This is a genomic window from Pseudomonas sp. FW300-N2F2 (genome assembly GCF_017351655.1).
Classification (GTDB): domain Bacteria; phylum Pseudomonadota; class Gammaproteobacteria; order Pseudomonadales; family Pseudomonadaceae; genus Aquipseudomonas; species Aquipseudomonas fluorescens_AA.
The window spans coordinates 2,890,134-2,902,996 of record NZ_JACNDQ010000001.1; the positions used below are offsets into that span (position 1 = coordinate 2,890,134).

At 63.2% G+C, this 12,863-nt stretch carries 12 protein-coding genes; all 12 read left to right on the plus strand.

The annotated features are described in order from the left end of the window. Nucleotides 1-3 precede the first annotated feature (3 nt). Entirely contained in the window at nt 4-954 is a 951-nt protein-coding gene (locus tag J4E63_RS12485) for an alpha-E domain-containing protein (protein ID WP_003201699.1), read from the plus strand. Then, nucleotides 951-1,748: a transglutaminase family protein gene (locus tag J4E63_RS12490; RefSeq protein WP_060742201.1), complete on the plus strand. Its 798-nt coding sequence runs from the start codon at nt 951-953 to the stop codon at nt 1,746-1,748. The genes J4E63_RS12485 and J4E63_RS12490 overlap by 4 nt, the downstream gene beginning before the upstream one ends. A gap of 601 nt (nt 1,749-2,349) precedes the next feature. Further along, nucleotides 2,350-2,952, plus strand: a complete 603-nt coding sequence (locus J4E63_RS31265) for a transposase (protein ID WP_060742202.1) — start codon at nt 2,350-2,352, stop codon at nt 2,950-2,952. A 26-nt stretch (nt 2,953-2,978) separates the two neighbouring features. Further along, the gene (locus J4E63_RS12500; protein WP_207282497.1) at nt 2,979-4,583 is read left to right on the plus strand and encodes a ShlB/FhaC/HecB family hemolysin secretion/activation protein; all 1,605 of its coding nucleotides are present in this window, start codon (nt 2,979-2,981) and stop codon (nt 4,581-4,583) included. A 17-nt stretch (nt 4,584-4,600) separates the two neighbouring features. Beyond that, the gene (locus J4E63_RS12505) at nt 4,601-6,400 is read left to right on the plus strand and encodes a DUF2341 domain-containing protein (RefSeq protein ID WP_207282154.1); all 1,800 of its coding nucleotides are present in this window, start codon (nt 4,601-4,603) and stop codon (nt 6,398-6,400) included. 10 nt (nt 6,401-6,410) lie between these two features. Then, entirely contained in the window at nt 6,411-6,836 is a 426-nt protein-coding gene (locus tag J4E63_RS12510) for a biopolymer transporter ExbD (RefSeq protein WP_072398773.1), read from the plus strand. A 2-nt stretch (nt 6,837-6,838) separates the two neighbouring features. Beyond that, complete coding sequence (locus J4E63_RS12515; RefSeq protein WP_192260159.1) at nt 6,839-7,543, plus strand: energy transducer TonB; 705 nt, start codon at nt 6,839-6,841, stop codon at nt 7,541-7,543. A 39-nt stretch (nt 7,544-7,582) separates the two neighbouring features. Next, nucleotides 7,583-9,274, plus strand: a complete 1,692-nt coding sequence (locus J4E63_RS12520) for a putative porin (protein ID WP_103311312.1) — start codon at nt 7,583-7,585, stop codon at nt 9,272-9,274. A 15-nt stretch (nt 9,275-9,289) separates the two neighbouring features. Then, nucleotides 9,290-9,937 (plus strand): hypothetical protein, encoded by a 648-nt coding sequence (locus J4E63_RS12525; protein WP_060742207.1) that lies wholly within the window; start codon nt 9,290-9,292, stop codon nt 9,935-9,937. A gap of 22 nt (nt 9,938-9,959) precedes the next feature. Continuing rightward, the gene (locus tag J4E63_RS12530) at nt 9,960-10,439 is read left to right on the plus strand and encodes a YbjN domain-containing protein (protein WP_207282155.1); all 480 of its coding nucleotides are present in this window, start codon (nt 9,960-9,962) and stop codon (nt 10,437-10,439) included. Then, nucleotides 10,436-11,380: a peptidylprolyl isomerase gene (locus J4E63_RS12535; protein ID WP_207282156.1), complete on the plus strand. Its 945-nt coding sequence runs from the start codon at nt 10,436-10,438 to the stop codon at nt 11,378-11,380. Before J4E63_RS12530 ends, J4E63_RS12535 begins: the two co-directional genes overlap by 4 nt. Nucleotides 11,381-11,586: 206 nt before the next feature. Next, complete coding sequence (locus J4E63_RS12540) at nt 11,587-12,567, plus strand: LysR family transcriptional regulator (RefSeq protein ID WP_207282157.1); 981 nt, start codon at nt 11,587-11,589, stop codon at nt 12,565-12,567. Nucleotides 12,568-12,863: the final 296 nt, after the last annotated feature.

Below are 12,863 nucleotides of genomic sequence, written 5' to 3' on the forward strand. Positions count from 1 at the left end.
GACATGCTTTCAAGAACTGCTTCGGACCTCTATTGGATGTCCCGCTACCTGGAGCGCGCCGAGAACCTGGCGCGCATGCTCGAAGTCAGTTATTCGCTGTCGCTGATGCCCCAGGCCGGACGCAGCGATGGCCATGCCGAGCTGGCGATGTCGCTGCTGGCGGCCGGTACGCTGGACGACTACAACGCCCGTTATGACGCGCTCAACACCGAGCGCATGCTGCATTTCTTCGCCTTGGACGAAACCAACCCCGGCAGTATCTATAGCTGCCTGCGAGCCGCGCGGACCAATGCCCATGCCGTGCGCGGGCGCATCACCGCCGACATGTGGGAAAACATCAACGCCACCTGGCTGGAAATGCGCAACATCGCCAGCAACGGCCTGGGGCGCTACGGTATCAGCCATTTCTGCGAATGGGTCAAGGAGCGTTCGCACCTGTTCCGTGGCGCGACATCGGGCACCATCATGCGCAACGATGCCTACTGTTTCATCCGCCTGGGGACCTTTATCGAACGGGCCGACAACACCCTGCGCCTGCTGGATGCTCGCTATGAAATGTTCGGCGAGGAATCGGAAGAGGTCAGCGACAACTCGGCCCGCGGCTATTACCAGTGGAGTGCCTTGTTGCGCGCGCTGTCTTCGTTCGAGGCGTTCAACGAGATCTACCGCAACGCGCCCAATGCCGAGCAGGTGTCCGAGATGTTGCTGTTGCGGGCCGACGTCCCACGCTCGCTGCATGCCTGTATCGAGGAGCTGGACCATATCCTCGCCAGCTTGCCGGGCAACAACGGCCGGCCGGCCCAACGCCTCGCTGCCGAGCTGAATGCGCGCCTGCGCTATTCCGGGATCGACGAAATCCTGGCGTCGGGCTTGCACCAATGGTTGACCGACCTGATTGGTCAGATCCGCCACTTGGGCCAGACCGTCCATGAGTCTTATCTGGAGGTCGTATGAAACTGTCCATACGCCACGACACGACTTACAGCTACGCCGATGAAGTCTGCACCAGCATCCAGTTCCTGCGCCTGACGCCCCGGGACACCCAGCGCCAGCGCATCTTGCAATGGCATCTGGAACTGCCGAGACTGGTGCGCAGCCAGATTGACCCCTATGGCAACATCCTCCACGTGATGACCATGGACGAGCCCCACGGTGCCTTGGTGCTGACGGCGTATGGCGAGGTGGAAATCCATCAGTCCATCGCGATGGAACCGGACACTCAGTCACCGCTGCCGTTTCTGCGCACCAGCCGCCTCACCCAGGCGGATGAGAACCTCAGCGCCTTCGCGGTCGAACAATGTGCCGGCCGACGCGATCGGTCGGCCTTGACCGACTTGATGAACGGCCTGGCGGCGCGGATGCCCTACAGCCCCGGCACGACCGCGGTCAACAGCACCGCCGCCGAGGCGTTTGCCGGTGGAACGGGGGTTTGCCAGGACCATACCCACGCCTTCCTGGCCTGCGCGCGCAGCCTGGGTATTCCAGCGCGCTATGTTTCCGGCTATTTGTGCACCGAAGATGAAAGCCACCTGGCAAGCCACGCCTGGGCCGAAGCCTGGCTGGACGATGGCTGGTACAGCTTCGACGTGACCAACCGCCTGACCCTTCCCGATCGCCACCTGAAACTGGCGATCGGCCTGGACTACCTCGACGCCTGCCCGGTACGCGGCATGCGCCGGGGTGGCGGGGCGGAACAGATGCAGGCGCGGGTGCAGGTGAGCTCGATGGTGCAGGTGCAGCACCAGTAAAGGCACAGGCTTTCTCGCCAACACCCGAGCTCCCACACTGGAATAGGGGTGGACACAAATCCTGTCTCCACCCGAGCACCTCTGTGGGAGCGAGCTTGCTCGCGATGACGGCTGCCCAGCTAGCATCATCGCCAACAGACCCACCGCCATCGCGAGCAAGCTTGGCTCCCACACTGGAATGGGGGTGGATACAAACCCTGTCTCCACCCGAGAACCCTTGTGGGAGCGAGCTTGCTCGCGATGACGGCTGACCAGCTAGCATCATCGCCAACAGACCCACCGCCATCGCGAGCAAGCTCGGCTCCCACACTGGAATGGGGGTGGATACAAACCCTGTCTCCACCCGAGAACCCTTGTGGGAGCGAGCTTGCTCGCGATGACGGCTGACCAGCCGACATCACCGCCAACTGATCCACTGCTATCGCGAGCAAGCTCGCTCCCACAAAAAGGGCACTCCCTCCTTACTCTCCAAAATGAAGCTTTCATGACAAAAGTTCGGTAGCACATCGCCATTCCCGTCATGCCTGTGTGACGTGTTCGAGGGGACCTTTCAGGTCGTTTGGAGCCGGGGCGCGAAGCCGGGAGTGAGGCGATGGGGACTATGGAACGTTATTCGAAAGTGGGCATGCAGGAGCTTGACCAGCGGCTGTCGAAGATCGTCGAGGCGGCGCGCAAGCAGCCGGTCTCGGTGTATCGCTACGGCGCGCCGTGGGTCTGGATCGTTTCCCAGGATGACTGGCAGGGCGCGCTCAAGGAGGTGTCCAGCTACATTCCGCAAGGCCATTCACTGGTCTTGCTGCGTCCGCAGATCGACGATCTGCTGGATGACCATCGCGATGTGCTGCAGGGCCTCAACGCCAGTGCCCAGATGCTGATCGCACCGCAAACCGCCATGCACATCCTCCTGCTGCAACTGCTCTATTCGGTGCCCAGCGAGCAGCAACTCTACGAACAACTCAATTACAACCTGCTGTTCCGCTGGTTCGTCGGCCTGGACCTGAACCAGAAGGTCTGGAGCTTCAACGTCCTGAGCAAAGACCTCGCCACGCTGCTGGGCGATGCGCGGGCGGTGCGGCTCATCGAGAAAATCATCGGTGAAGTGTTCTGTGGCGCCTTGCTGCAAATGCCGGAGTTCTCCTTGAACTTCGCGCTTCTGCACACCTGGCTGGCCCGGCACGCCACAACATCGACCATAAGCAATTGAGCCGTACTTTGAATTCAGGGGGTGGTGTGGAGCATTTCTTCAAATCGCGGCCGGCGCTGTGGGGCTGGCTGCTGCTGGCGGTCGGGGGGCCGTCGGCCTTTGCCGCCGAAGGCGCGCAGGAGGCCGACTCGGCGCCGACGCGCCTGGTAGATGTGAACGAGTATTTCGTGCGCGGCAACACCGTGCTCGATGCCCGGGCCATCGAGGAAGCGGTGTACCCGTTCCTGGGGCCGCAAAAGGCCTTGAGCGACATCGAAGGCGCCCGGGAAGCCTTGCAAAAAGTCTATCAGGCCCGCGGTTATCAATCGGTATTCGTCGAGCTGCCAGAGCAGAAAGTCGAAGACGGCATCGTCTACCTGCAGGTCAGCGAAACCAAGATCGGTCGGGTGCGCGTGGTAGGGGCCAAGCACTATTCGCCCGTTGAAATCCGTGAAGACGTGCCGGCGCTGCAGGAAGGCGAGGTGCCCGATTTCGCCCGGGTCCAGGCAGAGCTGGCGCAGTTGAACAAGACCCCGGGACGCCAGGTCATGCCGCTGGTGCGCGAAGGCCAGCGCCCCGGGACCATGGACGTGGATTTGCAAGTCGAAGACCAGGACCCCTGGCAGGCCAGCCTGGGGCTGAACAACGACTACAGTGCCGACACCGAAAAGCTGCGCACGGTCGCCAGCCTGGGCTACAACAACCTCTGGCAACTGGGCCACAGCGTTTCGCTGACCTTCTTCACCGCGCCCCAGGACACCGAAAACGCCAAGGTCTGGTCGGGTTCCTACACCGCGCCGCTGAGCGAACGCTGGAGTGTGCAGTTCTCGGGGTACCAATCCGACAGCAACGTGGCGACCGTCGGCGGCAGTAACGTGTTGGGCAAAGGGCATTCCTACGGGGTGTCGGCGATCTACAGCCTGCCGTCCACGGGGGCATGGGCCAACAGCTTTTCGGTCGGGGTGGATTTCAAGGACTTCGAGGAAGAGCTGAACCTGGGCGGTGCCAGCGACAAGGCGCCGCTCAAGTACGCGCCGTTCACCTTCGCCTATAACGGTTTTCGCTACACCGAAAACAGCCAGTTGGGCCTCGGCTTGAGCCTGGTGGCGGGTACCCGGAGCCTGCTGGGCTATGGCAGCTCCGACGAAGCGTTCGACTACAAGCGCTATCGCGCCAGCCCCAGCTTCGCGGTGCTCAAGGGCGACGGCAATTACACCTTCACCTTCGGCAACGACTGGCAGACAGCCTCCAAGGCCGCCTTCCAACTGGCCTCTGGGCCGCTGGTTTCCAACGAGCAATTCTCCGCCGGTGGCGCCACCTCGGTGCGCGGTTACCTGGCCGCCGAGCGCACCGGCGACGACGGCTACCTGCTGTCCCAGGAACTGCGTACCCCGTCCCTGGCCAAGTTCCTCGGCAGTTATGTCCAGGAGTGGCGCTTCTATGCCTTCGCCGAAGGCGCGCAGCTGTATTTGCGTGACGAACTGCCCGACCAGGAAGCCGACTACAGCCTCGCCAGCGTCGGCCTCGGCACCCGCGCGAGTCTGAGCAAATGGCTGTCCGGCAGCCTCGACTGGGGCTATCCGCTACTCGAAGGGCCGAACACCTCGAAACAGGAATCGCGCCTGCACTTCAACCTGCAAGCGACGTTTTGAACCCAGGAGTCATGTCCATGCAACGCTTATTGTTATCCCTGTTGATCTGCCTGGGGCTGGTGCTTCCGGCGACCGCCAACGCCTGGTGGCAGGACGACTGGCACTATCGCAAACAGATTTCGGTGGACACCACGCCCCAGGGCGCCGCCATCGCCCAGGCCTTGGGCCGCACCGCGTTGCTGGTGCGCTTGCACACCGGCAACTTCACCTTCGACGGGGTCAAGGACGACGGCTCGGACTTGCGTTTCGTCAGTGCCGACGACAAGACCGTGCTCAATCACCAGATCGAAAGCTTCGACCCGCTGATGGGCATGGCGCTGATCTGGGTCGACGTGCCGAGTGTGGAGGGCGGTCAGCGCCAGGACGTGTGGATGTATTACGGCAACCAGAAGGCGCCGGCCACGAGCAGCGGCCAGTTGACTTTCGACCCGGACTACACCGCGCTGTACCACTTCGATGGCGCCACCGGCGTACCGCCCCGGGATACCACGGCCTACGGCAACAATGCCCAGGGCGCGACCGGCGTGAGCATCGACGGCGTGATCGGGCGGGCCTTGCAGTTCAACGGCCAGCCGTTGTTGTTGCCGGCCAGTCCGTCGTTGCAACACAGTGCCGGCGCGGCGTTCACCTTCAGCACCTGGCTGCGCCAGGACCAGGCCAGTGGCGAACAAGTGATCCTGGCCCGTCGCGAAGCCGCCACCAGCCTGTTGGTTGGGGTCAACCAGGGTGTGCCGTTCGTGGCGATCAATGACCAGCGCGCGGTCTCGACCCAGCCGCTGAACCCCGGTCAGTGGCAGCACCTGGCGTTGACCGCCTCGGGCGACCGGGTCGTGCTGTACGTCAACGGGCGTGAGACCGCGAGCCTGGCGGTGGCGATGCCGGCGTTCAATTCGCCGATCGCCCTGGGTGCTGATGTCTCCACCGGAGCCTTCGCACCTTTCAGCGGTGCCATGGACGAAGCGCGCCTGTCCAAGGTCGCTCGCCCGGCGCCGTTGCTGTTGGCCGACGCCAATGCCCAGGGCGCCGAATCGAAACTGGTGGCCTACGGCGTCGATGAAGAGCAGTCCGGCTTCGGTTTCGGCAGCCTGGGGTTCCTGCTCAACGCCGTGCCGCTCGACGCTTGGGTGATCATCGGGGTGCTGGTGCTGATGATGTTCCAGTCGTGGATCATCATGATCCGCAAGAACCGCATGGTCAGCCGCCTCAGTGCCGCCAACGAAGCCTTCCGCGAGCAGTTCGCCAAGATCGGCACGCGCCTGGAGATGTTCGCCGACGACCAGGACCTCGCCCAGCGCCTGCAACATTCATCGCTGTGGCGCTTGTACTTGGTGGCCGTCAAGGAAATCCGCACCCGCCGTGAGCAGGGCGCTGACACTTCATCGGTGTCAGCGGCCACCATCGAAGCGATCCGTTGCTCGATGGATGGCGTGCGCACCCGTGAGAACCAGGCGCTGAGTTCGAAGCTCTCGACCCTGTCCAACGCCATCGCCGGCGGGCCCTACATCGGGCTGCTCGGCACTGTGCTGGGGATCATGGTGGTGTTCCTCGGCACGGCCATGGCCGGCGACGTGAACATCAACGCTATCGCCCCGGGCATGGCCGCGGCATTGCTCGCCACTGCCATGGGCCTGTTCGTCGCGATCCCGGCGTTGTTTGGCTACAACCGCCTGATCACCCGTAACAAGGAAGTCAGCGCCGACATGCGGGTCTTTGTCGACGAGTTCATCACGCGCCTGGCGGAGATGCACGGCGAAGGCCAGTCCGGTGAAGCGGCACATCGTCGCGGTCATCACATCCAATCGTCCGTACCGGCCTGAGGGAGTCGCCATGGCTAGCGTAAACGCTTCACACGATGACGACGATGATGCAGCGGTCGACAGCATCAACATCACGCCGCTGGTGGATGTGCTCATGGTGGTGCTGGTGATGTTCATCCTCACGGCCACGGCCCAGGTGTCAGGTATCCAGATCAACCTGCCCAAGGCCAGTGCCTCGGTGTCGTTGTCCGAGGCCAAGACCAAGGCGATTTCGGTGAACGATGGCGGGCAGGTGTTCCTCGATGCCTACCCGGTGACCCTGGCCGAGCTGGAAGAGCGCCTGCGCATCGAAAAGGCGCAGAGCCCGGACTTCCCGATAATCGTGCGCGGCGACGCGACGGTGCAGTACCAGAAAGTCATTGAAGTGCTGGATCTGTTGCGGCGCCTGGAACTGTCCCAGGTCGGTCTCGTGACCGGCAAACCGAGCCAGGGCTGATCATGACCGCCAGACTTCCCATCGATCCGCCCCCGGTGAAGACTTCGCCGCTGCGCCTGCTCAAGTGGGCCGCCGGCCTGCTGCTGGGCGCCGTCGCGGCCTGGTTGCTGTGGCAGTGGGCCAACGACATGAGTGGTGTGCGCCGCGAAGCCCCGAAGGTGCCGACCATCATCCCGCTGCCGCCTCCGCCCCCACCACCGCCAGAGAAGCCCAAGGAGCCGGAACCCCAGGTCGAGGAGAAAGTGGTCGAGCCAGAGCCGACCCCGGAACCCGAAGAGGTCAAGCCCGAAGAAGAAGCGCCGCCGTCGCCGGTGGATGACCTGGCGAACCCGATGCAAATGGACGGCGATGCCCAGTCCGGCAACGACGCGTTCAACATCGGTGCCGGCAAGGGCGGCGGCATGGCCGGGGCAGGGGGCGGGCGCCTGGGCAATGGCACTTACAGCCAGTTCCTGGCGTTCACCTTCCAGCGCTTGCTGCGGGAAAACCCCGACCTGCGCAGCCTGGCGTTCTCGCTGCAGGCCGATGTCTGGCTCAGCGCGGTGGGGGAGATCACCCGCGTCGAGCTGGTCAAGTCCAGCGGCAACCCGCAGGTGGATGAGCAAGTGATCGCCGCCCTGCGTACCGCGCCCCATTTGAGTGAACGGCCACCGGCCTCCCTGACTTTGCCCGTGCGCCTGTCCTTGCAGGGACGGCGGCCGGGTTAACCGACTATTTGAAAGTTTGCCAACAGGAGTTGTGTGCAGATGATTTCCAATGTGAATCGATTGTCGTGGGCGATCGGCCTGGTGGTCCTGAGCCTGGCCGGCCATGCGGCCGCCGCCCCGGCGCCTTCGGAAAACGCCACGATCAATCTGATCCGCCTGCTGGTGCAGCAGGGCGTGTTGAAACAGGACCAGGCCGATGGCTTGATCGCCCAGGCCGAACGGGAAGCCGTGCAGGCCCGTCAAGCCGCCACGGCAGTCGCCGCCACGCCTGCCGGTGCGCCGGGGGACGTACGTGTGCAATACGTGCCGAATATCGTGCGTGAGCAGATCCGCGACCAGGTCAAGGCCGAAGTCATGGCCACCGCCAAGCAGGAAAACTGGGCCCAGCCCAACACCTTCCCGGATTGGGTCTCACGCATCAGTTTCGATGGCGACATTCGCCTGCGGGACGAGTCGCGCTATTACTCAGGCACCAACAGCAACGAAATCGTCGATTTCGCCCGGCTCAATGACAAGGGGCCTTACGACGTCAACCCCAACAGCAGTTCCAGCCTGCCGCCGTTGCTCAATACCCGCGAAGACCGGGAAAACCTGTTCCGCCTGCGTGCCCGCCTGGGCATGAAGGCCGTGATTGCCCCGCAATGGACGGCGGGCATCCGCATCGGCACCGGCTCGGACAACAACCCGGTGTCCACCACCCAGACCCTCGGTGGCGGCTTTGGCAAAAAAGACATCTGGCTCGACCAGGGCTACCTGACCTGGAAACCCTCGGACGAATTGACCCTGACCGGCGGGCGTTTCGCCAACCCGTTCTTCTCCACCGACCTGTTGTATTCCGGCGACCTGAACTTCGATGGCGTGGCGGCGAATTTCAACCACAAGCTCAACCAGGACTGGGGTGTGTTCGGCACCGTCGGCGCGTTCCCGGTGGAGTACACCAATGACACCAGCACCAGCAATGGCAGCGACAAGGAAGAGAGCGACAACAAGTGGCTGTACGGTGCGCAACTGGGGGCCAACTGGGCCATCAACGACAGCAACCGGATCAAGGGCGCGTTGGCCTATTACCGCTTCGACGACATCGAAGGCCAGCGTTCCTCGCCGTGCCAGCCCTGGGCCGGTGATCCAGGTTGCGACAGCGACGGTTCGCGGGTGGCGTTCATGCAGAAGGGCAACACCGTGTTCCTGCTGCGCGACATCACGCCCAACCCCCTCAACCCGTCGACCACGCCACAGCCGCAATACGTCGGCCTGGCTTCGGAATTCAACCTGCTGGACCTGAACTTCGCGTGGGACACGGATCTGCCCGAAGACCTGAAACTGCGCAGCCAGGCTCACTACGTCCACAACCTGGGCTACGACGAAGGCGAGATGCGCAAGCGCTCCGCAGGGCAGTTTGCCAACAACCTGGACAGCGATGGCGAGGTGGAAAGCGGCGCCAACGCCTGGATGCTCCAGTTCACCCTTGGCAACTCCCTGGAACTCAAGCGTGAGGGCGACTGGAACCTGTTCGCCGGCTACAAGTACATCCAGCCGGACGCCTTGCCAGACGGCTTCAACGATTCGTCATTCCATCTGGGGGGCACCAATGCCAAGGGTTATTTCCTGGGCGGCAACTATGGCCTGGCGAGCAACGTCTTCGCCACCGGTCGTTGGTTGAGTTCCGAAGCGGTGTACGGCGCGCCGTACGACATCGATGTCTTGCAGCTTGAAATCAACACGCGCTTCTAAGCGCAGGGAGGCCTCATGAAAAGGCGTGCCATCTACCAATGTCCGGCCGCGTTACTGGTGCTGGGCCTGCTTCTGAGCGGCGGCGCCCACGGCGAAGGCCTGGAAGAACGCCTGCGGGCGCAACTGCGCAGCACCACCGCCCAGTTGCAAACCCTGCAAAGCGAACAGGCCCAGGCCAGTGCCGCCCGGCAGGCCGCGGAGACCCAGGCCAAGGAGGCCCAGGCGCAGATCAAGCAATTGACCGCGCAATTGAGCAAGGCCCAGGCCCTGAATGAGCAACTGGCCGGGCATCAGCAAAACCTGCAAAGCCAGGCCCAGGCCCAGGTAGCGGCCAGCAACGAGCAAATGGGCAAGTTCAAGAAAGCCTACGACGAGCTGCTGGTGCTGGCTCGCGGCAAAGAGGCCGAGCGCGCGCGCCTGGAGGCGCAATTGACCGAGCGTGACACACAAGTGCAGCAATGTTCGGTCAAGAATCAGCAGATGTACGAAGTCGCCAAGACGCTGCTGCATGCCTACGAAACCATTGATGTGACCGACATCGTGAAGATCCGCCAGCCGTTCGCGGCCAAGGCCCGGGTGCGTTTCGAAGAGCTGGCCCAAGGGTTTGGCGATGATCTCTACAAGAACCGTTTCGATGCGCCCCAGGCCTCGATCACTCACTGAACAGAACAAGGAAGAATCGAACATGAGCTCAATGATTGAAAACGTCGGTGCACAATCCCTGACTGAGTTGTTGCAGGCGGCGGGTTATCGGGTCAACGAAACCGAGCAGAACGGCATTGTGCAGCTGCTCAGTGCCAGCCAGGGCATCGGCTTTGCCGTGCGTTTCGGCAATCCGGCGGCGACTGCAGGCGAGTACCTGGACTTCACCTTCAGCTGTGCCTTGCGGGTGCAGGGCCAATTGCCGGCCGGGTTGGCAGAACTGTGGAACGCCTCGCGACGTTTTGCCCGGTTGTCGCTGCAAGGCGAATTCCTGGTGATGGAAATGGACGTCGTGGTTGCCGCGGGCGTGAGTGCCAATCATCTGCGCAGTCACCTGGAACTGTGGGACCGCCTGTTGCAGGAATTCATTGTCTACCTGCGTGAGTACAGCCAGAACGCGGCGCGGGCGCAAACCCCGGCCGAGCCCGTCGAGGCGCCCTTGGAGGAGGCCGTCGCATCGTGAAAAAGCCGACCTTCGTCATCAGCGCCGCGGCGCTGGGCCTGATCGCCGTGGCGCTGGTGCTGGGCCTGCGGCCGGGCAGCGATCCGGTCGCCGCGGTGCAGACCGCCAGCGTTGTTTCGGCCGACTCGCCGAGTTTGGCCCGACTGGGCAACCAGCAGGTCAGCCCCGAAGAACTCAAGACCTTGCTGGCCGCACTGGCCCCCGAGGTTCGTCAGCAAATGCGGGGTAATCGGGCTGCGTTGGAGGGCTGGATCCGTGCCCGCCTGGCGGAAAAAGCCGTGTTGGAGCAGGCCGATGCCCAGGGTTGGCGTCAGCGGCCCGAGGTGGAGCGGCAGACACGAGCGGCGGCTGAGCAGATTGTGTTTCGCGATTACTTGCAGTCGGTGAGCCAGGTGCCGGCCGGGTATCCCAGTGAAGACGAGTTGAAGCAGGCTTACGACGCTGGGAAAGCCAACTGGACCGCGCCGGCATTGTACCGTGTCAGCCAGATTTTCCTGGCAGCTACCGAACCGCAAACCGTGGAGGCGGTGCGCCGGCAAGCGCTGGAATTGAGCAAGAAAGCCCAGGCCTCACCCGCTGAGTTCGGCGCCCTGGCCAGTCGTTTTTCCCAGGACCGCACCAGTGCCGAGCGCGGCGGTGACAGTGGTTACCAGCCGTTGCAACAACTGGTGCCGCCGGTGCGCGAGGCCGTGGCGCGCTTGAAGGTCGGTGCGGTATCGGACCCGGTGCAGAGCCCGGCAGGGTTCCATGTCATCAAACTCACCGAGCAACAACCGGCCCGAGAGGCGACCCTGGACGAAGTCCGCGAGCGCCTGACCCAGGCCCTGCGTGCCCAGCGCCAGGAACAGATCGCCAAGGCGTACCTGGACGGCATGCTCGACACGGCGACGTTGAGCATCGATGGCGCGCAGTTGAGCAAGGTGTTGGAGGAGGGGCTTTAGGCAGGTCCACACCAGACCTGTGGCGAGGGAGCTTGCTCCCGCTGGGCTCTGTAGGAGCTGGCGAAGCCTGCGATCTTTTGATCTTTCGTTTGAGACTCAAGTGTCTGGGGAAAGATCGCAGCCTCGTTGCACTCGACAGCTCCTACATGCTCCTACACAGTTTCTACACAGCTCCACGTATTCGTACAACCGACAGGGAGTCACCCATGACCTTCATCGAGCCCGCAGGACGCCAGGCTGTCACCGCATACCGCACACCGTTGCGTGCCCCCGACCCGTGGCTGGCCATGGCCGGAGGCATCGAGCCGCAGGTGGCGCAGTGCTTCCTGGTCAGTGCCCGTTGTGGCTGCTTCATGCAAGCGGCCCGCAGCCTCAACGTCAAGGCGACCTGGCTGCGCAAGCAGTTGGCGCAATTGGAGACGCGGCTGCAACGTTCGCTGTTCAGCTTCCAGGGCAGCGCCTTGACCCTCAGCCGCGAGGGCCGGCAGTTGCAGGCGCGCTTGATCAGCCTGGCTCACGAAAGCGCTCCGCCCTTGAACGACCAACCCTTGATTCGCCTGGCCGTGGCCGAGTCGATACTGCATGACATCCTGGGCCGTGACCTGATTTCATTGCTGCGACGCAACGCCAGCGTGCGACTGCAGATCATCACCCTGGACAGTGACCTGGCGCTGCAAGCTGTCAGCGCCGACCTGGTGCTGTGGTTGAGCGATGCCCACACGTTGGGGCCGGGGCCGAGTTTCGCCACATCGCCCGCGGATCGACTGGCGCGGCTGGACTATGTGCCGCACATCGCCAAGCGCTACTCACGCCCGGCCACGCGCCCGGACTGCCTGGACGACCTGAACGATTACATGCTGGTGCAATGGCAGGCGGATCGGCACGTGGACGGCTTCGCGCCGTGGAACGCCTTGATAGAACAACGCCGGGCCGGCGTGGTGCAGGTGCAATCCTACGAACTGATGCTGGAAATGATTCGCTGCAGCGCCTGCATCGGCCTGTTGCCGCAGTACATGAGCCGCTTCGACCGAGGCCTGGTGGCGTTGCCGCAAGTGTTCGGCCTGTCGATGCAACGGCACGTGTGGATGGCCGTCAATGCCCAGGCCGAAGGCTCGCCAGAGGTGCAGATGCTGCGTGAACTGATCCACCACACGCTGGATGAGCGGCGGGATTGGTTCCAGGCCTGACCGAAGCCGGAAGTAGTCCCTCTGTGGGAGCGAGCTTGCTCGCGATAGCGGTGGTTCATTCAACATCGATGCCGGTAGAAAGGGCCTCATCGCGAGCAAGCTCGGCTCCCACATGAGGTCTTGGGCGCCCACAGATTCAGCATCCAGCAACAATTCCCTGTGGGTGCTGAGCTTGCTCGCGACAGCGGTGGTTCAGCTTGCATTGATATTGAATGTGCCGCCGTCATCGCGAGCAAGCTCGGCTCCCACATGGGTTCTTGGGCACCCACAGATTCAGCATCCACCAACAACTCCCA